This window comes from Tenacibaculum sp. TB-56, from assembly GCF_059716275.2.
The window spans coordinates 954723-979931 of the sequence record NZ_CM201367.1 but is presented as its reverse complement, the minus strand read 5'-3'; the positions used below and the strand labels follow the sequence as shown (position 1 = coordinate 979931).

The window sequence follows — 25209 nt, the reverse complement described above, 5'->3', positions numbered from 1 at the left end:
TTTAGAATTGAATAAAATTTATTTTTTATTCACCAGTTTCATTAAGTCTACATCGTTGCCAAGTAAAATTTCTGTAGGATTGATACGTCCTTTTTCTGGTCCGTTTTCTAATTTTAATACACCACGAGGACAAACAGCCGAACAAATTCCGCAACCAACACAACTAGCACGTACTATGTTTTCTCCTTTTTGAGCATAAGCACGTACATCAATACCTTGTTCACAATACGTAGAACAATTTCCGCAAGAAATACATTGTCCGCCATTGGTAGTAATTCTAAATCGAGATTTAAAACGCTGTACAATTCCTAAATAAGCGGCTAACGGACATCCAAAACGACACCAAACACGATTACCGAAAATTGGATAAAACCCTGTACCAATAACACCTGCAAAAATGGATCCGATTAAGAAACCATAAATATCTTGAATGGTTTGCGTTTTAATTCCTAATACTTCTTGACTTCCAGAAAAATAAGAATATAATGTGAATCCAGTCATTATTAAGGCAAATACAAGAACTCCATGGACTATCCAACGTTCAAATTTCCATGCTTTTAATGATTTGTCTGATAGTTGTCTGTAAGGATCTCCTAAAGTTTCTGCTAATCCACCACAACCACAAACCCAAGAACAGTACCAACGTTTTCCGAAGAAATATACCATAACTGGAACAATGACTAAGGTGAGTACGATTCCCCAAACTAAAATGAACAACCCGAAGCCACCGCTAGCAATTAGCTGATCTAAATTCCAACTAAAAAAGAAATCATAATCTAACGGAAAAGCATTTTTAAAATCGTACCAAGGTTTTTCAAAACGAACTAATATTTCTGGAATTAAAAAAGCAAAAACAATTTGAAAGAATAAAACAGATGTTGTTCTAAGGGTTTGGTATTTATTATGACGGTATTTAATGTACATTCTTATTGCCATTACAACCATTACCACACAATACAAAAATCCGTACAAAAACCATTGAGACGCTAAATTTCCACTTAAATATTGGCTGATTGGATCAACAATGTATGTCCAGTTTACTATATAATCTGGAAAGAAATAAAGAAGTATGTAAAACGTAACTAAGAACAAAAAAACAAACCAACCAATCCAGCCTCTATTAGTGGAAGAATTCAACCAAACTCCATTGTTTTTAATACCTGGAGGTCCTTGGGTAATTACAGTTGGAATGATAAATAATAAAGAACCAATGATTCCTAAACCGAAGGTTAGTAGCCAAAAAAGACTTTTATTTTCTTTTACAATTCCTGTTCCAGCTTCTTTTGCAATTTCATAAGAAAAACTATGGGGTTTACTCCAAATAACTTTATCCCATTCACTATTTTCTTTGTGAGTAGTATTAGCTACTTCCAGGGCAGAAGTAATTTTAGAAGAAAATGAAAAAGGATTAGTGAATTCTTTTCCAACAACATTGTTCTTTATATCATTAATAAAAAGCTCACTTTTGATGCCTTTATTAGAGATTACTTTTTCAAAAAGTTCTGAACTAAGTTCATATTTCCCTAAGAAAATGAGAGAAACGAAAATACTTAATCCAATTAAAAATATGCTTAATCCTATGTTTTGTATTACTTTCATTACGATTAGGTTTAAATGCTAAAAATGCGTTTCCAGCTTTTCTTCTTTAATTGAATAGTAGTATTATTTTCTTTGTTGAATTTTGCCACAATTTCTGGTTCATGAAGCTTATAAAATTCTGGGTCAAAGTTAGCGTCTGCCAGATGTTCTAATACATAAGTTACAGAACGTTTTTCTGTCAGAACTTTATCGAAAAAGGTATGACGCATACGTATTCCTAAAGTGTTTATTCCGATAAATTCTTGCGTGTTTTTATCATAATTTAATCGAATACATTTTTTACCATTTTCATGCTCCCAATAAAAATGAGTTTCATTTTCTTTAGGTTGTGCCCATACCCAACCATAGGTTTGGTATTCGATATCAATAAATTTAGCAGAGTTAAACCAATGCCCAGGTTTATATTGGGTCTTGTTGCCACAAATAGTTTGCGCAACGGTTTCCCCCATCATTCTACCAGTATACCAAACAGCTTCAATAGGACGTCGAAACCCGATAGCTTCGTGTTGTTCAGCGCAATCGCCAATAGCATAGATGTCTTTGATGTTGGTTTCTAAAAAACGATTTACTTTAACTCCTTTACTAAGTTCAATTTCTGAACCTTTTAAAAAATCGATATTAGGAGAAACTCCTGCGGTTAATCCCACAACATTACAAGTGATTTCTTCACCAGTTTCTTCAATAATTACAGATTTTACATGTCCGTTTTCATCAGCTTTAATTTCTTTAAGATTTACTCTTAAACGCAAATCAATATGGTTTTCTAAAATTTCACGATTTATCATAGCTGATTCTTCCGAAGGTAATACGTTGTTCCAAAAACTATCTTCACGAACTAAAAAAGTAACGGGAATATTTCTACTATGAAGCATTTCGGCAAGTTCAATACCTATCAATCCGCCACCAACAATTACCGCTCTTTTGCATATTTGATTATTTGGAGCATATTTTTCAAGCGACTCTAGGTCTTGTTTGTGATACATGCCCATTACTCCCTCTAAATCCTGCCCTGGCCAACCAAGCTTATTAGGTTTTGAGCCTGTAGCGATGATTAATGTATCATACGCTAATTTTCCACCATTACTAAATTCAATTTCTTTGGTTGATGAATGTATTTTAGTAACATAATCTTTTTTGAGTTCGATGTTATTTTTCTTCCAAAACCATGATTCGTAAGGTTTTGTATGCTCAAATTTCATGTACCCCATATACACATACATTAATGCTGTTCTTGAAAAGAACTCTTCAGTTTCAGCAGAAATAATGGTGATTTTTTTGTCTGATAATTTTCTAATGTGTCTTGCAGCAGTAACACCAGAAATTCCATTACCAATTATAACAACATGCTCCATAAAAGTTGATTTTGCAGTTTAGGTCGTTGTTAAAGTTAAGAACTTAACAAAGAAAGAATATTTAAAATCGATATAAATAGTTGTTAAAATGAGAGTAGAAAAAAACCGATGAAATTTTCATCGGTTTTTTAGTTGAGATCTATTGAAGAATTATTTCTTTTTAGGATGTACTAATTTCATTTCATCAATTAAATGTTTTGCTCCGGCGTATTTATCAATGATAAATAAAATATAACGAGCATCCACCATGATGTTTCTACAAATTTCAGGATCGTAATTCATATCACTCATCGTACCTTCCCACACACGGTCGAAGTTTAACCCGATTAAGTTTCCATGTGCGTCGATAGCTGGACTACCAGAGTTACCACCAGTTGTGTGGTTGGTTCCTAAGAAACATACAGGAACTTTTCCGTTTTTATCAGTGTATTGTCCAAAATCCTTAGCGTCATATAAATCACGTAATTTTTGTGGAACATCGAACTCATAATCACCAGGAACATATTTTTCAATAACACCATCTAAATAACTTACGGGGTTGTAGTATACTGCATCTCTAGGAGAGTATCCACGAACTTGACCGTAAGTAACACGTAAAGTGCTATTAGCATCAGGAAAATAGCGTGCATTTGGTAATGCTTCCATTAATGCTTTCATATACGTTTTTTGTAACGCTGTAATAGGTTGGTTTTTTTGTTGGAACTCAGGATCAATTTTGGTGAAAAACTCTTTAATCATAGGTTTTGCATACTGGTAAGCAACATCTTTATTTAAGTTTTTCACGACCTTTTTAGCATTTCCTTCAAATAATTGTAAAGCGTTATCTAAGTTAGTGAAGCTTGTTTTTTCGTAGATAGAAGCGTCTACATTTTTAGGATTGTATAAAGGCATTACATTGCTAAATACTCCTTTGTCTACATTGGCATCAAAGTTTTTGTGGATTCCTTTAAGTCTGTTGATGTATGAGTTTTTAGCTTCGTCAAATCTTTCAGGTTTGTTTAAGGCTACTTGTTCTAATTGGTAAGCTCTAAACATTATTTGCATTAATTCGTTGTTTACTAAGAAAACTTCAATAAAGTTTCTTCTTCTAATATTAATTTCAGTAAAATCAGCATATAATTTTTCAAACTCTGGAAGAATATTTCCGTAGCTAGCTTCTAATCCTTTTTCTTTTAAAGCTTTTTTGAAAGTAGCTTCGAAAGCTTGACGCTCAGCAATAGCATTACTCTTTTTTATACCTAAGTTTTCTCCAATCCATTTTTTCCATGCATTTGCAATACGAGCTTGTTTTGATGCATATTTAATACGAACAGCATCGCTTGCTTTCATTTGCGCATCAATTTCTTTTAAAGCAGCTTCTCTAATCGCAATATTACTAGGGTTGAATTCTTCTGTAATATGTTGAATAGCTACCGCAGGTAAGTATTCGTTAGTACTACCAGGAAACCCGAAAACCATTGTAAAATCACCTTCTTCAACTCCATCTAAAGAAACTGGTAAAAAGTGTTTTGGCTTGTAAGGAACGTTGTCTTTGCTGTATTTAGCAGGACGGTTATTTTTATCAGCATAAATTCTGAATAACGCAAAATCTCCCGTATGGCGAGGGAACACCCAGTTATCAGTGTCACTACCAAATTTTCCGATACTACTTGGTGGCGCTCCAACTAAACGAACGTCATCAAATCTTTCAGTAACAAGTAAAAAGTACTGATTTCCTTTATAAAAAGGTTTTACTTTAACACCTTGCCATGCTTCTTTTTGTACTGTTTTTTGAATTTCATTGATGTTTTTATCAATTGTCGATTGCTTTTCGCGCTCGGTCATTGTATTAGTAACTCCATTTAACGCTTTAGTAGTTACATCATCAATACGAACAATAAACTCAATGTATAAGTTTTCGTTAGGCAATTCTTCTTGCTTACTCATAGCCCAAAAACCATCTTTTAGGTAATCATTTTCTAAAGAAGAGTGCGATTGAATTTCTCCAAAACCACAGTGGTGATTGGTTAATATTAACCCTTCAGGAGAAATAACTTCACTAGTACAACCACCATTAAAATGCCCAATAGCATCTTTTAAACTTGAGTTGTTTACATCGTAAATGTCTTTTGCAGTTAATTTACTTCCTAAAGAAGTCATTTCTTGCTCGTTCATTCCTTCTAAAAGGGAAGGAATCCACATACCACCTTGTTGTGCAGTAACTTGAACGACAATAAATAAGAATAGAATTTTTATGTACTTCATCTGTTAATTATTAAAAGCGATAAAGATACAAATTGGAAACAAACTACTTAGAAGAAGCTTGTATAGAAGTAAGTTAAAATACGTTAAAAATTACTCTTTTTTGGAGATGAGAGTATTGTGAGTTTTTTAAATTATGAAAATGCTATTTCTTTCCTAACGGATACATTTCTTGGTGAATAAAATCTTTAGGAAATTCTTCATCTCCATCAAATCCTAGTTCTATATCACGCCCGTTATAGGGAATGTAGTTTGTTTTAAAAATATAATCCCAAATGCTTAGTGTGATGCCAAAATTTACGCCCATTTTTCTATCTTCAGGAAGCTCTTTTGCATGATGCCAAATATGCATTCTTGGATTGTTTAGAATATATTTTAACCAACCATAATCCCAATTAATATTGGCATGATTTAAATGACCAATAGTAATATTAAAAAAATGAACAATAGCAACATCTTGTGCTGTAAACCCACCCATAATTGCAAGCGGAATGTATTTCATGGAGTTGTAAACAACAGGCTCCATCCAGTGATAACGAAGGTGTGCTGCAAACCCCATTTGTTTTACTGAGTGATGTACTTTGTGGAAGTTCCATAAAAATTCATACCGATGTAGTAACGTGTGCGTAAACCACTGAACAAAATCAATAATGATAAAAAATACGAAAAGTCTAGCCCAATAAGGAAATGTGTTGATGTCGAATAATTGAAAATTCGCAACGGATAGTCCAACCAAACCTAAAATATCATTAAAAAACTGCTCTGCTGTATTTGATAAGGCAATAAGTACGATAAGGTTTAGTAAAAAGAAATTGAAGAACATGTAAAATGTATCTAACCAAAAATCTTTTCTAAATAAAGGTTGATTTTTACGCCAAGGAAACACAATTTCTAATCCCCATACCACTAGAGAAATAATAATTAATCCGTAAAAATAATTTTCCCAGTTCAACTCCATTAGTACTGATTGTTTAATGTAGTTCCAGTAACCAGTGTATGAGTTTTTTATGATGTCTAGGTACTTATCCATGTGTTTTTCGGGTAAAAATATTTCGTAAAATTAATGAAATAAATATGCTTGAAATGTTACCTAGGTTACAATGATTTGTTAAAAACAAAAGAGACTGCCTTTGTAGACAGTCTCTTGGTTGTATGTAAAAAATTAATTTACTTACTTTTTGTTAGCCTCTTTAATGTACTTTTCTAAAGCCATCGTCATTGAAGGAGTTTCAGGTGTTGGTGCAGCGATATCTACACGTAAACCTCTATCTTCAACGGCTTGAATAGTTGAATTACCAAATACAGCGATTCTAGTATCGTTTTGTTTGAAATCAGGGAAGTTTTCAAATAAACTATCAATTCCTGATGGACTAAAGAATACTAAAATGTCATAAAAAACATCTTCTAAGTCAGATAAATCACTTACTACTGTGCGGTATAAATCGGCACGCTTCCAGTCGACTCCTAACTTATTTAACTCTTCTGGAATTAAATCTTTCAGTTTGTCAGAAGAAGGCAATAAGAACTTTTCGTCTTTATGCTTTTTAATTAATTTAGTTAATTCAGGAAACGTTCTGTTTCCAACATAAATTTTACGTTTTCTGTAAACTACATACTTTTGTAAGTAGTAAGCCACTGCTTCAGATTGACAAAAATACTTCATATCATCAGGCACTGTAAAACGCATTTCTTCTGCAATTCTAAAAAAGTGATCAACAGCATTTCTACTAGTTAAAATAATTGCAGTGTAGTTTTTTAAATCTACTTTTTGAGCTCTTACCTCTTTCACAGGAATTCCTTCGACATGTATAAATGAGCGAAAGTCAACTTTTACTTTTTGTTTTTCGGCTAAGTCGAAATACGGTGAAGTTTCTGTCTTTGGTTTTGGTTGAGAGACTAAAATAGTTTTCACTTTCATAAACATTCTCTTTATTACGTAGTTGTTGTTTTATAAAGAATTAATAGCGGTGCTATTTCAAGGGTGCAAAAGTACAAAATAAAATAGAACAACTTACTAAGCACAAGCTTTTTATTATTGTTTAATATTAAAAAAGCCCTAATAATAAGCAATGCACAGAATGAGGAAATTAAGAATAGTTTATTAGGAAATGTATATTGATACACTATGATAAAAGGAAGTAGCCATATACAAAGTACATACAAATAGCCTGATTTTGTGTATAAAAAATAGGAGATTATAGGTGTTAACCCTAAAATATTAGCAATTGCATGGTCTAAAAATACTCGTATTGCAAGGTATGTTGTAACAAAGAAAAAGAGTCCAAGAAAAGCTAAAAAACCTTGAGGGTATAATTCTGCAAGTACAGCTTGGAATAAAAATAAGGAAATTACAATCGTAGAAAAGAAAAATAAAAACAACCTAAAAGGCGTGAAAAAAGAATCTCCTTCTTCAATTCTTTTATGAAAAAAACCAGGAGAGATAAAAGCAACAACGTAACCATATAATTGCGTAGGTTTAAGTAGTTTCATCAAGGCTAGCAGTATAATTGCTGTAACAATAACCAAGGTTATCCAACTACTATCATTAATAATTCGCTCTATTGCTTGCAATTGTTTTTATACTTTTAATTAACACAAAATTAGTAATAAATTAGTGTATCTTTGCCTTGATTTATATGAAAATTACATGAAGTCAGACGCCTTAGTCATAATCCCTACCTATAACGAAAAAGAAAACATCGAAGCTATTATTCGAGCAACTTTTAGTCAAGAAAAGGCATTTCATGTATTAGTGGTCGATGATAACTCACCTGATGGAACTGCTGAAATCGTAGAAAATCTACAACAAGAGTTCCCTAGTCAGCTTTTTATTGAAAAAAGAAAAGGAAAAAATGGTTTAGGTACTGCCTACATTCATGGATTCAAATGGGCCATTGCCAAGAAGTATGACTACATTATTGAAATGGATGCCGATTTTTCACACAACCCCAACGATTTAATTCGATTGTATAACGAATGTGCTATTGAAGGAGCCGATGTAGCAATAGGGTCAAGATATTCAGTAGGGGTAAATGTAGTAAACTGGCCTATGAGTAGAGTGTTGCTATCATATTTTGCATCAAAGTATGTACGATTGATTACACGAATGCCAATTCATGATACCACCGCTGGTTTTGTATGCTATAAAAGAAAAGTGTTAGAAACGATTAAGTTAGATAAAGTGAAATTTGTAGGCTATGCATTTCAGATTGAAATGAAATACAAAGCTTGGAAACATCAATTTAATATAAAAGAAGTTTCGGTTATTTTCACAGACAGAGTATTAGGAAAATCGAAACTTAGCAAAGGAATTATCAAAGAAGCTGTTTTTGGCGTGATAAAAATGAGAATTAACGGATTACCAAAATAACAACATGCAATCAATTTTAATTAAAAATGCACAAATCGTTAATGAAAACAAGGTTTTTAAAGGCGATGTTTTATTAGAAGGAGAATTTATTAAAAAGATAGATGAAACCATTGTACCTGCTGATGATATGCAGGTAATTGATGCTGCTGGTAAATACTTAATTCCAGGAATGATTGATGATCAGGTACATTTTCGTGAGCCTGGATTAACACATAAAGCAAATATTGCAACAGAAAGTAAGGCAGCTATTGCTGGAGGTATCACTTCTTTTATTGAAATGCCAAATACGGTACCGCAAGCAACAACTCAAGAATTGTTAGCAGATAAGTTTGACATTGCTAGTAAAACATCCTATGCGAACTACTCTTTTATGTTCGGAGGAACAAATGATAATTTAGAAGAATTGTTAAAAACGAATCCGAAAGATGTTGCTGGAATCAAACTATTCTTAGGATCATCAACAGGAAATATGTTGGTAGATAATGAAGAAGTATTAGAGAAAATATTTTCTTCAACCGATATGTTAATATCGGTGCACTGTGAAGATGAAGCAACCATTAGAAAAAACACAGAAGAGTATCAAGCAAAATATGGAGATGATATTCCGGTAAAATATCACCCGTTAATTCGTAGTGAAGAGGCATGTTATTTATCATCATCAAAAGCAATTGAATTAGCTAAGAAAACAGGAGCTCGCCTACATATTTTCCATTTATCTACAGAAAAAGAAACGCATTTATTCAGAAATGATGTTCCGTTAGAAGAAAAGCAAATAACTGCTGAGGTTTGTGTGCACCATTTGTGGTTTACCGATGCTGATTACGATAAAAAAGGAACACTTATCAAGTGGAATCCAGCTGTGAAAACGCAAAAAGATAAAGACGGATTATGGAAAGCCTTGTTAGACGATAGAATTGATATCATTGCAACCGACCATGCACCTCATACGATAGAGGAAAAAGATAACGTATATACCAAAGCGCCAAGTGGTGGTCCGTTAGTGCAACATGCGGTTATAGCTGTTTTAGAAAAAGTGAAAGAAGGAGTGCTGCCAATTGAAAAAGCGGTAGAAAAAATGAGCCATAATCCAGCAAAAATCTTCAAAATTGAAAAAAGAGGATTTATCAAAGAAGGGTTTTATGCTGATTTAGTGTTAGTTGATGCTGATAAAAAATGGACAGTAGATAAAGAAAACGTATTGTATAAATGTGGATGGTCTCCGTTTGAGGGAGTTGAATTTTCAAACCAAATAACCCATACTTTTGTAAACGGAAACCTTATGTATAACGAAGGAATGTTTAACGAAGAAATTAAAGGAAAACGATTACTATTTAATAGATAGATGAGAAAAGCAGCTTATATACTTATCGGTATACTTTTAGTTTCGTGTACCAGTAATACGATTTATAAAAAGCCAGAAAATCTGATTTCGAAAGATTCGATGGTTTTGTTGTTAACTGATATATATATAGCTTCTTCCGCTAAAAATCAAAAAAATAAGTTTTTAGAACGAGAGGATAATTACATGTTTTTGGTGTATGAAAAATATAAAATAGACACCACTCGTTTTGATATTAGCAATGTTTATTACACCTCACAAGTTGATGAATATACAGAAATTTTAAAAAAGGTAAAACGTAATATAGATTCATTAGCTACTTTTTATAAAGAAATGAAAAAAGAGCAAGACTCTATAAAAGGAAAAGACAAAATACTAAAAGATTCTGTTTTAAATGACAAGCGAGTGTTTAAAGAAGTTCCTGAAGAGTTATTAATAGAAAGAGATTATAAAGAACTAGAGAAAGTAAAATAAGAATCTATTTTCTAAAGTCTTTACAAGTTTCTGAAATAACTTCATTAATTGATTCAAATTCAAAATCAAGTTGTTCAATAATCTTTTTTGAAGTATAAAAAGAGGTGTTATGGGCAGATTTAGCTGAGTTTTTGGTCAATAAAGGCTCTTTTCCTGTAAGTTTTGTTATAAGCCAATCAATTCTCCAAAAAATAGCAGTTGCTAATTTCCCTACTTTTTTAGAAGGTCTTTTTTTCTGTAACCCATCAGCAATAGCATTAAATACTTCTTGAAACGATTTATTTTCTGAAACTAGAACATAACGTTCGTTTTTTATGTCAGAATTCATCAAGTTTATCATTGCTTTTACCACATCTTTTACGCTAACAAATCCAGTTTTACCTTCGGTATAAAAGTTAAATCCATTATGTACTTGGGTAAACATTTTTCCTGACCCTTCGTTCCAAAAACCACTACCTAAAATAACACCAGGGTTCACGATTACGACCTCTAAACCTTCTTGACTTCCTCTCCACACTTCCATTTCGGCACCGTATTTGGTTATTGCATATCCGTGATTTTCATCAGCATCAGACCATTCGTTTTCTTCATTAATTGGCTTTCCGTTAATCGAATTTCCCACAGCAGCGATAGAACTTACAAAACAGAATTTTTTAACGCCAGCATCAATAGCAAAATTGATAAGGTTTGCAGTTCCTTCAATATTCACTTGGCGCATTTTTCTGTAATCTTTCGGGTTGAAAGAAACTAAGGCAGCACAGTGATAAACTTCGGTTACATTATTAAAAACAGGTTCTAAAGAAGGGGTTTCGGTAATATCAGCTTTAATCCATTCAATTTTAGAGAAATGTTGTTGGACATCATCTGTATAATAAGAAAAGATTTTTTTTACGTGTTCACGCTTTTCTTCTGTTCTAAAAATAGCTCGAATTGTATCGTTTTTTTGGCTTAAATAATATAATAAATGTGAGCCTACTAAACCTGTTCCTCCTGTAACTAAAATCATACAGCGAATTTAGTTTATTTTGGTTGATAAACTTATCTTTGCTTCTTTAAAAATAGAATAAAATGACCAAGAATTTAGTAGAAGAATTACAATGGCGTGGAATGATTCACGACATTATGCCAGGAACCGAAGAACAACTTCAAAAGGAAATGACATCGGTTTATATTGGTTTTGATCCAACTGCAGATTCGTTACACATTGGTAGTTTAGTTCCAATTATTTTATTAGTTCACATTGAAAAAGCAGGGCATCAGCCAGTAGCTTTAGTAGGAGGTGCGACTGGTATGATCGGTGATCCAACAGGAAAATCTGATGAGCGTAATTTATTAAATGAAGAAGCTTTAGCGAAAAACGTTGAAGGTTTAAAAAGAACCTTAGGTCGCTTTTTAAATTTTGATAACGGAGCTAAAAACACTCCTTTATTGGTAAACAATTACGATTGGATGAAAGATTTTTCATTTATCGAATTTGTGCGTGATGTTGGAAAGAGAATCACTGTAAACTACATGATGGCAAAAGATTCTGTAAAAAAGCGTATTACAGGAGAAGCAGGTAACGGAATGAGTTTTACAGAGTTTACTTATCAACTAATTCAAGGGTATGATTTCTATCATTTATATAAAACCTTAAATTGTAAATTACAAATGGGAGGTTCTGACCAATGGGGTAATATTACCACAGGTACAGAATTAGTTCGTAGAATGACTCCAGGTGAAGAAGCAAAAGTATTTGCTGCTACATGTCCGTTAATTACTAAAGCAGACGGTTCTAAATTTGGAAAATCTGAAGGAGGAAATGTTTGGTTAGATGCCGATAAAACATCAGTATACAAGTTTTACCAGTTTTGGTTAAATACTTCGGATGAAGATGCTGAGAAGTATATTAAGATATTCACCTTTCTAGATAAAGATACTATTGATGCTGTAATTGCTGAACATAAAGAAGCACCACATCAAAGAGCGTTACAAAAGAAGTTAGCTGAAGAAGTAACAACGTTTGTACATTCAAAAGAAGAATTAGATAAGGCTATTGCTGCTTCTAATATTTTATTTGGAAATTCAACAGCTGACGATTTAAAAAACTTAGATGAACAAACCTTTTTAGATGTGTTCGATGGTGTACCACAAGCTGAGGTAACTTCTGAAGATGTTTCTGAAGGGTTAGATATGATTTCAGCTTTAGCAGCTAAAACAGGTTTCTTAAAGTCTAATGGAGATGCTAGAAGAGCTTTGAAAGAAAATTCAATATCGGTAAATAAAGAAAAAGTAAGTGAAGATTTCGTAATCACTTCAAAAGATTTAATAGCTGATAAGTATGTGTTATTACAAAGAGGTAAAAAGAATTACTTTTTATTAAAAGTAGCATAAGCAATAAAAATACAATTTAAAAAGCCCTTGATAGAAAATCTACCAAGGGCTTTTTGCATTTATAAACAAAGGGAAAATTTTTAAGAAACAGCTTTAAAATCGAATGTTAAAGGGCATCTTTTACAATTAATGCCTTTCTTTTGGTACTTATTACAACATTTACTTTTAGGTTTAATACAGTTGCTAGAACAAACTGAATTACAAATTGTAACTTCCTGCAGTTTTTTTACAGGGGTAATAGAGGTAACTTTCTTGGTTTCAGTATAAAAAACAATCATTATCTTTTCGTAAAATCCGTGCAAATATAAGTTTTTTATTTAGAATAAATTAAAATAAAAGAAAAAAATCGTGTTTTTTGTTATTGGTAATCAGTGGGGATAGTCGTATCTTTGCGTAAGTAAAAAAAGCCCCTTTTTCTTGTTGAAAAAACTTAGCATATATTTTTTTGTTGCATTGTACATGATAGCCATGTTACGTCCCATAGCTCCTTTTGTAGAGTATGCAATAAATTACGATTATATCTCAAAAGTTTTGTGTATCAACAAAGATAAACCAGAGTTAAACTGTAATGGTAAATGCCAGTTAATGATGGAGCTTGAACAACAACAAGATGATGATTTTAAATCGTTACGAATTTCAATGGAAGAATATCCTATCGGATTTGTTTCGGTTTTAAATTTAGACTTAGAAGAAAAAAAGTTTATAAAAGAAAAAGAATCATTCTCTTATAAGAAAAACTATCGCTTTTCATTCAATCAGGAAGTTTTTCACCCGCCTACAATTTAATTTTTTCATACAGTTTTTTACATCGTAAACAATTCAAAAGTTTTTTGAATTGATAGGTGTTGCTATACAATTATGTAAAAATTAAATTCAATTTTAATGAAAAATTTAGGATGGATGCTTCTTAGCATCTGCACAATAGCTATGTCTGCTCAAGAACAAAAAAAAGACACAGTTAAACAAGAAACTATACAGTTAAACGAAGTAATCGTTGAAGGAAAAATAAAAACAAATCCTGTTCATGCCACCGTTAAAAATGATTATCAAAAAAAGGTAATTCAACCTAAAAATGTAGCAGATTTATTTTCTGAAATTAACGGGTTTTCGGTGATAAAAAGAGGAAACTATGCAATGGATCCAACATTTAGAGGAGCTGCCTACGAGCAGTTAAATGTGATGTACGATGGAGGTACAAAAGCAGTAAATGCTTGTCCGAATAGAATGGATCCGATTACTACACACATTATTCCAGAAGAAATTTCAAAAATTGAAATCATCAAAGGGCCTTTTACGGTACGATATGGAGCAACTTTTGGAGGTATCGTAAATATGGTGACAGAAAATCATAACATGTTAGAAAACGGATTCCACGGAAAATTTTCAACAGGATATGAAACCAATGGAAATTCATTTGTAAACATGTTACAATTACAACATGTTACCAATAAATTTGATGTGGTAGGAAATGTAGGCTACCGAAACTTTGGAGATTATAAAGACGGAAGTGGTACTGAGATTCCATCATCATTCACTAGTACCGATTATGGAGTTAAATTAGGGTATAACATTACTGAACATCAACGTTTGCAAGCGCACTGGCGTCAATCGTTTGGCAGAGACATAAAACATGCTGCTTTACCAATGGATACCGATTATGACAACAGTACAATTGTATCGTTAGATTACAAAGCAATAAATATAGGTAGCACCTTAAAAACAATTACTACCAAAGGTTTTTACAGCTATGTAGATCATTTAATGACGAATACAAATCGTCCGAATTATCACATGGTTTTTGCTTCATCACCAGTAGAATCAACTACTATAGGAGGTAAAATAGAGTTTGAGTTAGATTTACACAAAAACCTTGATTTGTTTATAGGAAGTGATGTTAACCATATACAAAGAGAAGGAAATCGTACACGTACTATTAAAATGATGAATGGTATGATGTTGCCAACACCAATGGTTAAAGTGGATAAGATTTGGCAAGATGCTTATATTAATGATTTCGGAATGTTTTCTGAAGCAAAATTTAACCTGGCACCTAAAACTATATTAACTACAGGTTTTCGAGTAGATTTAGTAAGTGCTAACGCCAAAGATTTAGAAGCAGATTTTGCGGCAAGATATCCTGTTGTAAAAACAAACGAAACCAATGTGAGCGGTAACATTTCGGTAAAACACGCATTTTCTAAAAAAGCAATTTTAGAAGCTGCATTTGGTAGAGGAGTACGTACTGCAAATATGGCTGAGCGTTATATCAATCATTTTACGATTGGTTCAGATTCGTACGAATATTTAGGAAACCCGATGTTGCGACCAGAAGTAAATAACCAATTTGAGTTAGGATTAAAAGGAAAATTAGGATTGAACAACAACTTGCAATTACATTATCAAACATCAGCGTTTTACTCAATTTTTGAAGATTATATTTCAGCAGTGGTTGACCCAACCATCCCAAGGAAATTTATGCCAAATCAAAAACCAGAATTTACAAAAGTATTTACCAATATTGAAGATGCTAGAAAAATTGGATTTGAAGTAGCTGCAAAGTTGCAAATGTTTAATGACTATTATTTTCAAACAGAAGTAGCTTATGTAAAAACAGAAAACAAAGATTTTGATGAGTCGTTGCCGTTGAATCCGCCTTTCACTTCAAAAATTTCTATGGGAGTAGACAAAGAAAAGTATTGGGCAAAAGCACAGTATAACGTAGTGTCAACTCAAAAAGATATAGCTCCTTCTTTTGGTGAAACTGAAACAGAAGGTTACCAAACTTTTGATATAAAATTAGGGGTAAAACCGTTTAAAAATTTTACGTTAGGGGTAGCTTGTTTAAATGTGTTTGATGAGAATTATATCAACCACTTAAACTTTTCATATAAAAACCAAGCAGATTTACCAATGACTAGAATTTATGAACCAGGAAGAAACTTTACAGCATTCTTACAGTATAAATTTTAATTTTCGAGTAAGGTTACTTAAATTTGGAGACAAATCTCCCAAATATTAACTAAAAATTTAAAAATGAAAAAATCTATTTTATCAATTATTGTATTTGCTGTAGCTCTAGTATTCTCTAACGAAGTTGTAGCTCAAGATTTCTCGAACTTAGATAAAAGTCCGATGGATGCAGCTACATACCCAAGTAGTTACAGAAATTCAGATAAAAAAGTAAAAATTATTTATAGTCGTCCTCAGTTAAAAAGAAGGCCAGTATCTCGTTTAGCAGTTGCAGGTAAAGTATGGAGAACAGGAGCAAATGAAGCCCCAGAAATTACTTTTTACAAAGATGTAAACTTTGGAGGAAAAGAAGTAAAAGCAGGAACATACTCGTTATTTACCATTCCAGGAGACAAAGAATGGACGGTTATTTTAAATACTGCTAAAAATGTTTGGGGAGCTTATTCTTACAACGAATCAGATGATGTAGTACGTGTTACAGGAAAAGTTTCTAGAGCAAACGAAAATATTGAAGCTTTCTCAATCGCTTTTGATGGTGAAGAAGATGAGTTTAATATGTATTTAGGTTGGGGTAACGTTGTAGTTACTGTACCGGTTAAAGGGTAAAACTTATTTAAAATAAATAAAAGGCTTCATTGGTTTTGTACTAATGAAGCCTTTTTGTTTTTATAGCTTTTCACATCCAAACGATAATTGTAAATTTGCATCCTTTAAAACAAGAAGTTACAAATGCAATACAATCATCAAGAAATAGAACGTAAGTGGCAAGAATTTTGGGCAAATAACCAAACATTTAAAGCTAGTAACAATTCTGATAAACCAAAATATTATGTGTTAGATATGTTTCCTTATCCTTCAGGAGCAGGATTGCACGTAGGGCATCCGTTAGGATATATCGCATCTGATATTTATGCACGTTACAAGCGTCATAAGGGGTTTAATGTATTGCATCCACAAGGATATGATTCTTTTGGGTTACCTGCTGAACAATATGCGATTCAAACAGGACAACATCCCGCTATTACTACTGAAACGAACATCAAAACCTATCGTCGTCAGTTAGATAATATTGGGTTTTCATTTGATTGGTCTCGCGAAGTTCGTACTTCGAACCCTGAGTATTATAAATGGACACAGTGGATTTTTATCCAATTGTTCAACTCTTGGTATAATAAAGACACAGATAAAGCAGAAGATATTGCAACCTTAGTAGCTAAATTTGAAGCAGAAGGGAACGCGAACGTAAATGCTGTTTCTGATGAAGATATTGCTGTTTTTTCTGCAGAAGAATGGAAAAACTTCTCAGTAACAAAACAACAAGAAATACTATTACAATACCGTTTAACATTTTTATCTGATACTGAAGTAAACTGGTGTCCAGCATTGGGAACGGTATTAGCAAACGATGAAATTGTAAACGGAGTTTCAGAACGTGGTGGACATCAAGTGATTCGTAAAAAAATGACCCAATGGTCTATGCGAATTTCTGCGTATGCACAACGTTTATTAGATGGTTTAGAAACTATCGATTGGCCTCAACCATTAAAAGATAGCCAAACCAATTGGATTGGTCGTTCACAAGGGGCAATGGTTTCTTTTGATGTGGATGGACATGATGCTAAAATAGATGTGTTTACTACACGCCCTGATACTATTTTCGGAGTGTCTTTTATGACCTTAGCTCCAGAGCACGATTTAGTGGCGAAAATTACAACTGCTGAGCAAAAAGAAGCGGTAGAAGCTTATATAGAAGCAACAGCAAAACGTTCAGAGCGCGATCGTATGGCAGATGTAAAAACTATTTCAGGAGTGTTTACTGGTGCGTATGCATTGCATCCGTTTACAGGAAAACAAGTGCCAATTTGGATTGGTGATTATGTATTAGCAAGTTACGGTACAGGGGCTGTTATGGCGGTACCATGTGGTGACCAACGTGATTACGATTTTGCAAAACACTTCGGATTAGAGATTCCGAATATTTTTGCAGATGTTGATATTTCTGAAAAAGCAAACGATGCTAAAGACGGAATCAAATTAGCAAACTCTGATTTTTTAGATGGTTTAAATTATAAGAAAGGAATGAAAACTGTAATCTACGAATTAGAAAAACGTGGATTTGGTTACGGAAAAATAAACTATCGTTTACGCGATGCAGTATTTAGTCGTCAACGTTATTGGGGAGAACCATTCCCAGTATATTACAAAGATGGAATGCCTCAAATGATTGATGCAAAGTATTTGCCAATTGTATTACCTGAAGTTGAAAAATACTTACCTACTGAAGACGGAAAGCCACCATTAGGAAACGCTGAGGTTTGGGCATGGGACACAACAACAAATACTGTTATTGAAAATACTAAGATTGACAACGAGACTGTTTTCCCTCTTGAACTAAACACCATGCCAGGGTGGGCAGGAAGTTCTTGGTATTTTAACCGCTATATGGATTCGAATAACGAAGGAGAATTTGTAAGCAAAGAAGCGGTTGATTACTGGAAAGAGGTAGATTTATATATTGGAGGTTCTGAACATGCGACAGGACACTTATTATATGCGCGTTTTTGGCAAAAATTCTTATTTGATAGAGGATTGTTACCTGTGGATGAATTTGCTAAAAAACTCATCAACCAAGGAATGATTTTAGGAACTTCTGCTTTTGTGTATAGATTGGAATATGAACCTAGTAGTAAAATATTAGATAATTTTGATAATCAAATAAGTGAAGGAAATTCATTTATGGTTAAACCAATTTTCTTCTCTAAGTCTTTGGTTGATAAAATTGATGATTTGGAAGAATATATTAATTTAAATTGCGAAGATGAAATAAGAAGAGGATTAAGAGATTTTATAGGAGCAGAAAATGGAAATCTCCCTATTGATGAAATTTATCATGCATTTAGGTTTACACCTATACACACTGATGTCTCATTTGTGAATACTTCTGATGAGTTAGATACTGAAGCTTTTAGAAAATGGAGGCCAGATTTCATAGATGCTGAATTCATTAAAGATGAAGACGAAGTGATTAAAGTTTCACGTGAGGTTGAAAAAATGTCGAAATCGAAATACAATGTGGTAAATCCAGATTTGATTTGTGAAGAATACGGTGCGGATAGTTTACGTTTATTTGAAATGTTCTTAGGGCCGTTAGAGCAAACTAAGCCTTGGAAGACTTCAGGTATTTCAGGCGTATATTCTTTCCTTAAGAAATTATGGAAATTATTTGCTGACGAAAATGGTATCAACGTTTCAGACGAAGAGCCAACTAAAGAAGAATTAAAAACCTTACATAAAACGATTAAGAAAGTAGAAGAAGATATAGAGAACTTCTCGTTCAATACGTCAGTTTCTACCTTTATGATTGCAGTGAATGAGTTATCAGCCTTAAAATGTAACAAACGTGCTATTTTAGAGCCATTGTTAGTATTAATTTCTCCGTATGCTCCTCATATTGCAGAAGAATTATGGAGTCAGTTAGGACATACCGAATCTATTTCAACTGTAGCTTTCCCAAAATTTGAAGAAAAGCATTTAGTTGAAAGTTCTAAGAACTATCCAGTTTCTTTTAATGGAAAAATGCGTTTTACCTTAGAATTACCGTTAGATATGAGTAAAGAAGAAATTGAAAAAACGGTAATGTCGCACGAAAAGACACAAGCACAATTACAAGGAAGAAAGCCAAAGAAAGTAATTATCGTTCCTGGTAAAATTATTAATATTGTAGGGTAACAATACTATAGAATATTATTAATCAAAAGCCTTTACATGAAAATGTAGAGGCTTTTTTTGTATTGAGAAACCAAAAACTTTTCTCAAATTTGTTTTCCTAATAAAATAAGATGAAAAACACTCAAGAACTATTAAATATACTTACCCTCGACGATTTAGGAAATGGAAACTTTAATGGAGTAAGTAGAGATATAGGAAGTCCGAATGTTTTTGGAGGACAAGTACTAGCTCAGGCCTTAAATGCAGCGTATAGAACAACACCTAAAGAGCGTATTTTGCACTCACTACACTCGTATTTTTTAGAAGCGGGAAATTTAGAGTTACCCATAACATACAATGTACAAGCTATTCGTGATGGTGGAAGCTTTTCTACACGAAGAGTAACAGCTCATCAAGAAGATAAAACTATCTTTATTTTGTCTTGTTCATTTCATAAAGAAGAAGAAGGGTTTGAACATCAAAAACCAATAAAAAAGGACATAAAACAACCGGAAGAGTTGTTAAGTTGGACAGATATGTTAGATCAATTTGGAGCTTTTCTACCTCAAAAAATGAAAGATTTTTTAAGTATTGAAAGACCTATAGATTTTAAACCTGTACAAATAGTAAATCCGTTAGATCGTAAAGATTTACCACCTGTGGTTGATGTTTGGTTTAAGTTGAAAGGAGATGCGAAAGATTTACCATTAGGAATAAAGCAGCAAATACTTACTTATATTTCCGACTACAATATTTTATCAGCATGTTTAAATCCGAATGCTAGTATTGCTAATTTTGGAAATACTCAACTGGCTAGTTTAGATCACTCAATGTGGTTTTACCGTGATTTTAATTTTGATGATTGGATGTTATTTTCAATAGAAAGCCCAAATGCTTTTGGAGCTAGAGGTTTTGCTATGGGTAATATTTATACTAGAGAAGGAAGATTAATAGCTTCAGTTGCTCAAGAAGGATTAATGCGACCAATGAAAAGAAGCTAGTAAGACTATATAAGAAATAAAAGGAATAAAAAAACCGAGTTACTTAGTAACTCGGTTTTTTATTTGTTAAGCGTCTATTTCAGCAGATTTTGTACTGACGTGAAACTCTTCGTATGTTTCTAATAAACTCATTAAACCAGAAACTAAATCTTGTGTCTCGATTAAAATACTAAAGTATAATGTAGTGTTTTTCGGACTCGTTTCATCAGTTCTAATACGGTCTACTTGTTTTTCAATAGATTGAGAAACATCTTTTAATAATTCTTTCTTCTCATTAATGATATGTTCTAAGTTGTCAAAACTTCTATTTTCAAAAGTTTCACTAATATCTTCTAATAATTTAGAAAGAGTATTATCGATGCTCTTTAAGTCTTTAATTTGACCTTTTTTAAGGTTTTTATGGTTGTTATTTACGTGTTTGTACGTAGCTCTAGAAATATAGCTAATCGATTGTGCTACGTCTTGTAAATACCCTAAAATTAAGATGTAGAATCTACTTGCTTGCACAGAAGTATCGTCTAATGACTTAATAAAGTAGAATACACCATCTTTTAAATTATCAATTTCATCGTTTAGTTTCGTAACGTGCTTATCTGTTTTACGCAACTTTACTAAATCGTGCGTAGCTAGATCTTTCACAACGCTTGAATATAGTTTGTTAATACGTTGCGCAACTTCAGCAATGTGGTCAGAACTTTCTTCAATCACACCGTTAATAGTGATTAATTCTGCCCTTTCCATATGCACTTGTTTCTTCTCTTGCTTAGATTTCTTTCTGTGTTGTAAAGTATTTCTTGCAATTAAAAGAGCAACAACTAATAACAATACAGGAATCATTACTTTATCCCAGCTAATTAAGTAAGCAACTAATGCAGCAGTAGCAAAAGCAGTAATAGCTGTTAAGAACCATCCTCCAATTACGTTGATAACACCAGCAACTCTATATACAGCACTTTCACGTCCCCAAGCTCTATCAGCTAACGAAGTACCCATTGCTACCATAAAAGTTACATAAGTAGTTGATAAAGGTAATTTCATAGAAGTTGCAATAGAAATTAAGATACCTGCAACAATTAAGTTAACGGCAGCTCTAACTAAATCGAAAGCTGGCATTTCATACGTTTTGTCTTTAGGTAATTCTATTACTGGTTTTTGAAATTTAGTATCAATATAGGTTAATGTTTTTTGAGGAACAATATAGCTGATAGCAGCATTGATACCCATAGCACTTCTTACTACGATTCTTGATAATGGGTTTGGTTGAAATTTTTCATGTCCATCACCTTGACGAGATAAATCGATACCGGTTTTAATTACTTCCTTTGCTTTGCTTGAAGTCCATAAGGTAATAACCATAATTGCTCCAGCTAATAATAATAACCAAACGTTAGAAGGTACTTTTTTAGCTAAAATCCCCATAGAGAATGCGTCAGGGGCAACTCCAGATATTTCCCAAGCTTGGTAAGAGTTCCATGCAGCGATTGGTACACCAATAAAGTTTACTAAGTCGTTACCAGAGAACGCCATTGCTAAAGAGAAAGTACCAACACCAATGATTAATTTTAAAATATTAACCTTAAAGAATTGAATTAAAGCATGCGAAATAGCACTCCAAAAAACAAAACTTCCAGCAATAATAAGTATAGTATTCCCCTCAATTAAATGTTTTACATCACTGTAAAAAGGAGTTCCTTTCATACCTTTAATAATGATAAAATAAGTAATCGCTGTAATAGCAAAACCACCAAATAATGAATTTATATAGGTAGGTCTTTTCTCAAAATTAAATGAATAAATTAAACGAGAAAAGAACTGAACAATAGCTCCAACAGAGAAAGCAACTACTACGGAGAGTAATATTCCGTTTATAATTTCAACCGCTTTTTTATGGTTGATGTAGTTCCAAATATCTGAAATAGATTGAGAGTCGTTTGCAGCAATTTTGATTAATGAAATACATACAGCTGCTCCTAATAATTCAAATACGATAGAAACCGTTGTTGAGGTTGGCATTCCTAATGAGTTAAAGATATCTAGTAATAAAATATCGGTAATCATTACTGCCATGAAAATAAACATGATGTCTTGGAACATGAACATGTTAGGATTGAAAATTCCTTTACGAGCAACTTCCATCATACCACTTGATGTTACGGCTCCCATAAAAACCCCAACACTCGCAATTATCATAATATTTCTTACTTTAATTGCTTTAGAACCGATGGCTGAATTTAAAAAGTTAACAGCATCGTTACTAACTCCCACAACTAAGTCGACGATAGCTAAAACAGCTAGTGCGACTAGCATCAAAATATATGGATCTCCCATTTTTTAGTTTTTAATTAAGTTTTGCAAATTTAGTTACACAAGAATGCTCTTATGTTATGTTTATGTTATCATTTATAGGTGAATATCTACTTGTAATCGGTACATAAAATGATTGGTTTCCGTAGGTATATCTAGGTAACTAACATCGGTTTGTACTTTTAATTTATGTCCTACTATATATTTCGATAATCCTAATGTATATTGGTTTTCTACCCCTTTTCCTACAATGTTTTTATCTAATGAAACATTGGTGTAACGTCCAGTTAATTCCCAGTTTTTGTCAAATAAATATCCTGATTGAAGGTTTAATGCGCTACCTACTTGTACTACATCATCGGTTGGTGTTCCGTCAGAGTTTTTTGCAATAGGGTCTTCAGCATCTCTGTAAGCATATTCTCCCATAAAAGAGAATCCTTTGTATTTAAACATGGCATCAACAAAGAAGGTTGAAATGTTTGTTTCGTAGTAACCTTCATCATTTACCATATAGGTGCCTTGATTACTTCTTGTTTTTACCGCATTGTTGTTAAAATCATAACTCATACCTATAGCTAACTTAGGTGTTTGTTCTCTTTTTAAATCGCCTCCTTTATAATCTCCATTTCCTTCAAATAATCCGAAAGGTAAAAACTCGAGATGTGCTGTATATTGGTGACCACCTAGATTTCCAACAGTAATATTTCTTCCTTCACCTTGTGAAATTGCTATGGCTTCTCTAACCACGAATTTGTCTGATAGATTAAAATGGTGGCGTAATTGCATCCCCATATCTCGGTCAATATTAAAACGTTTGTTTAATAAAGAACGATCAACCAATTGCATGTCTGCTGAAGAAATAATACGCTCACGGTTTCCTGGTAACTTAGTTTGCCCAAACCAAAGCTCGAAATTTTGGTGAAAGTTCCACTTTAACACGGCATCTAAAATATATCTTGGAGCATTACCTGTGTGTTCAGAAGCTCCGCTAATATCGTTATTAGACATTCCTATTTCCAATTTGTACTTTAATTTTGGAGAAAAAGCAAATCCTTTAAATTTTAAGCGAGCTCTTCTTACCAACATTGAAGATGATGGATTGTATAATCCTTCTTTGTTAGAATCCCATTCAGCAGTTGCTAAAAATTGCATTCTAGCACTCATATTCATAGACCAAGTGCTGTCTTTTCCTGTTAAATTAAATAAGCCTTTTCCAAATTTAGGGGCATTTGTTTGTTGAGCATGTGTATAAGATAACACAAACATACTTACAATTGTAAGTGCTGTTTTACAGTTCATTAGATTTAGTTATTAGTTTTTGTCGCGGCAAATAACTAGCTCTAATGTTAAATAAGTGTTAACTGAATATTAAAAAAACTGCCTTTATGCAAGGCAGTATTATGTAAGTCAGATAAATAGTCGACAAAAACTAATAATTTATAATGACTGTACGCCTCAAGAGTGAGGTAGTTCAAAATTACTGGCTTTTTCTGATTCTAATATTAAGTACAATTTAATAAACTGTTACCAAGGTAAATTTTAGGTTAATTTGATGTAGAAAAGTGTTTATAAGTATTCTACTATTTTTTCAGGCCCTTCTAAAACGGTTCGTGTAATTTGCATGGTTCCGTTATTGTTGGTTACTAAATGCCATTTAATGAGTGTAATTTCGTTGTTTTCAATTTCTAAACCAGTAATGCATCTAGGATGAACACAGCTACCATCATTAAAATGAGGTAATTCTTCACAAGAAGGAAATCGAGGTCGGTGTGTATGCCCAGTAACAATCATTTGGTTATTATTGGTTTTTATCCAGTTTTCTAAACGACGTTCTACTTTTATAAGTTCTTTAAAGTTTTGAGCGGGACTTGTAGGGTCTTTAATTCCGTGTATTTGTAATGGTCGCCATAAAACCTTCACTAAAAATCGACTGAATTTCCAAAAGGTATAATTAAACCAATCTGCTTGATGACCATGAAGTAAGAAAATTGATTTTCCGTCATCTTGAGTTAATCGAATGGCTTCAGAAAAGGAAGCGTTAGGGAGCAACTCTTTTTCTTTTCCATCAATAGTATCGTAATAATAGCTTAGGTTTTTTCTAACATTTTTGGGTTTTCGGTAATTCATGTCATGGTTTCCCCAAATAAAATGCAACTTATTTTTTAGATGAAATTTTTGAAGTAATAAGTACACATCTTTATTTGCATTAAAAATATTCACAAATTTGTTTTCCCATAACTCATCGCCATCACCTAGTTCTATATAGGTGAAATCTTTTTGTAAATATTGAGATAAGGCAAAATGATATATTTTTCGATTACGAGCAAAATCATCAGCAAAACTATTATCGCCTCTATGGCAATCGGAAAATAAAACATACTTAGATGCTTCGTTTAAGGGTAGTTTTTTTGCTTTTTTAAAAGCGCGGTTTAATCTATCGTTAGAAGAAAACATAGGTGTTATTTTACTAGCTAAAGA

19 protein-coding genes are annotated in these 25209 nt (G+C 32.8%); 9 read left to right on the top strand and 10 right to left on the bottom strand.

What is annotated here, in order from left to right; genetic code table 11:
- Positions 1-18: 18 nt before the first annotated feature.
- From AC3VI6_RS04755 to AC3VI6_RS04730, 6 genes are all read right to left on the bottom strand, one after another.
- Positions 19-1599: a 4Fe-4S binding protein gene (locus AC3VI6_RS04755; protein ID WP_497705341.1), complete on the bottom strand. Its 1581-nt coding sequence runs from the start codon at positions 1597-1599 to the stop codon at positions 19-21.
- An 11-nt stretch (positions 1600-1610) separates the two neighbouring features.
- Positions 1611-2951: an NAD(P)/FAD-dependent oxidoreductase gene (locus tag AC3VI6_RS04750; RefSeq protein ID WP_497705340.1), complete on the bottom strand. Its 1341-nt coding sequence runs from the start codon at positions 2949-2951 to the stop codon at positions 1611-1613.
- A 150-nt stretch (positions 2952-3101) separates the two neighbouring features.
- Positions 3102-5195: a S46 family peptidase gene (locus tag AC3VI6_RS04745; protein WP_497705339.1), complete on the bottom strand. Its 2094-nt coding sequence runs from the start codon at positions 5193-5195 to the stop codon at positions 3102-3104.
- A 142-nt stretch (positions 5196-5337) separates the two neighbouring features.
- Complete coding sequence (locus AC3VI6_RS04740) at positions 5338-6222, bottom strand: sterol desaturase family protein (RefSeq protein WP_497705338.1); 885 nt, start codon at positions 6220-6222, stop codon at positions 5338-5340.
- Between the two features lie 141 nt (positions 6223-6363).
- A complete protein-coding gene (locus tag AC3VI6_RS04735) occupies positions 6364-7110 on the bottom strand; it encodes a uroporphyrinogen-III synthase (RefSeq protein ID WP_299002476.1) in 747 nt (248 codons plus the stop codon).
- Between the two features lie 14 nt (positions 7111-7124).
- A complete protein-coding gene (locus tag AC3VI6_RS04730; RefSeq protein ID WP_497705337.1) occupies positions 7125-7763 on the bottom strand; it encodes a DUF4271 domain-containing protein in 639 nt (212 codons plus the stop codon).
- Between the two features lie 76 nt (positions 7764-7839).
- Between AC3VI6_RS04730 and AC3VI6_RS04725 the strand changes: the two genes are divergently transcribed.
- Genes AC3VI6_RS04725 through AC3VI6_RS04715 form a run of 3 tightly spaced genes read left to right on the top strand, consistent with a single transcriptional unit; the run spans position 7840 to position 10375 of the window.
- A complete protein-coding gene (locus tag AC3VI6_RS04725; protein WP_274633855.1) occupies positions 7840-8562 on the top strand; it encodes a polyprenol monophosphomannose synthase in 723 nt (240 codons plus the stop codon).
- 4 nt (positions 8563-8566) lie between these two features.
- The gene (locus AC3VI6_RS04720) at positions 8567-9904 is read left to right on the top strand and encodes a dihydroorotase (protein ID WP_497705336.1); all 1338 of its coding nucleotides are present in this window, start codon (positions 8567-8569) and stop codon (positions 9902-9904) included.
- Positions 9905-10375 (top strand): DUF4296 domain-containing protein, encoded by a 471-nt coding sequence (locus AC3VI6_RS04715; RefSeq protein WP_497705335.1) that lies wholly within the window; start codon positions 9905-9907, stop codon positions 10373-10375.
- A gap of 4 nt (positions 10376-10379) precedes the next feature.
- On the opposite strand, the gene AC3VI6_RS04710 is transcribed toward AC3VI6_RS04715, so the two are convergent.
- Positions 10380-11381: an NAD-dependent epimerase/dehydratase family protein gene (locus tag AC3VI6_RS04710; protein WP_497705334.1), complete on the bottom strand. Its 1002-nt coding sequence runs from the start codon at positions 11379-11381 to the stop codon at positions 10380-10382.
- Between the two features lie 62 nt (positions 11382-11443).
- Between AC3VI6_RS04710 and tyrS the strand changes: the two genes are divergently transcribed.
- The 6 genes from tyrS to AC3VI6_RS04680 all read left to right on the top strand — a co-directional run bounded on the left by tyrS (position 11444) and on the right by AC3VI6_RS04680 (position 20427).
- The gene (gene tyrS, locus AC3VI6_RS04705) at positions 11444-12748 is read left to right on the top strand and encodes a tyrosine--tRNA ligase (RefSeq protein WP_299002464.1); all 1305 of its coding nucleotides are present in this window, start codon (positions 11444-11446) and stop codon (positions 12746-12748) included.
- 420 nt (positions 12749-13168) lie between these two features.
- Positions 13169-13534, top strand: a complete 366-nt coding sequence (locus tag AC3VI6_RS04700) for a hypothetical protein (RefSeq protein ID WP_497705333.1) — start codon at positions 13169-13171, stop codon at positions 13532-13534.
- Positions 13535-13630: 96 nt separating this feature from the next.
- Positions 13631-15718 (top strand): TonB-dependent receptor domain-containing protein, encoded by a 2088-nt coding sequence (locus AC3VI6_RS04695; RefSeq protein ID WP_497705332.1) that lies wholly within the window; start codon positions 13631-13633, stop codon positions 15716-15718.
- A 63-nt stretch (positions 15719-15781) separates the two neighbouring features.
- Positions 15782-16324, top strand: coding sequence for a DUF2911 domain-containing protein (locus tag AC3VI6_RS04690; RefSeq protein WP_435253799.1), 543 nt, complete (start codon positions 15782-15784; stop codon positions 16322-16324).
- A gap of 123 nt (positions 16325-16447) precedes the next feature.
- Complete coding sequence (locus AC3VI6_RS04685) at positions 16448-19447, top strand: leucine--tRNA ligase (RefSeq protein ID WP_497705331.1); 3000 nt, start codon at positions 16448-16450, stop codon at positions 19445-19447.
- Between the two features lie 110 nt (positions 19448-19557).
- A complete protein-coding gene (locus tag AC3VI6_RS04680; protein ID WP_497705330.1) occupies positions 19558-20427 on the top strand; it encodes an acyl-CoA thioesterase in 870 nt (289 codons plus the stop codon).
- Positions 20428-20493: 66 nt separating this feature from the next.
- On the opposite strand, the gene AC3VI6_RS04675 is transcribed toward AC3VI6_RS04680, so the two are convergent.
- The 3 genes from AC3VI6_RS04675 to AC3VI6_RS04665 form a co-directional block, all read right to left on the bottom strand.
- Positions 20494-22755 (bottom strand): inorganic phosphate transporter, encoded by a 2262-nt coding sequence (locus tag AC3VI6_RS04675; protein ID WP_497705329.1) that lies wholly within the window; start codon positions 22753-22755, stop codon positions 20494-20496.
- 72 nt (positions 22756-22827) lie between these two features.
- Positions 22828-24030, bottom strand: a complete 1203-nt coding sequence (locus tag AC3VI6_RS04670; protein WP_497705328.1) for a porin — start codon at positions 24028-24030, stop codon at positions 22828-22830.
- A gap of 267 nt (positions 24031-24297) precedes the next feature.
- Positions 24298-25185 (bottom strand): metallophosphoesterase, encoded by an 888-nt coding sequence (locus AC3VI6_RS04665; RefSeq protein WP_497705327.1) that lies wholly within the window; start codon positions 25183-25185, stop codon positions 24298-24300.
- Positions 25186-25209: the final 24 nt, after the last annotated feature.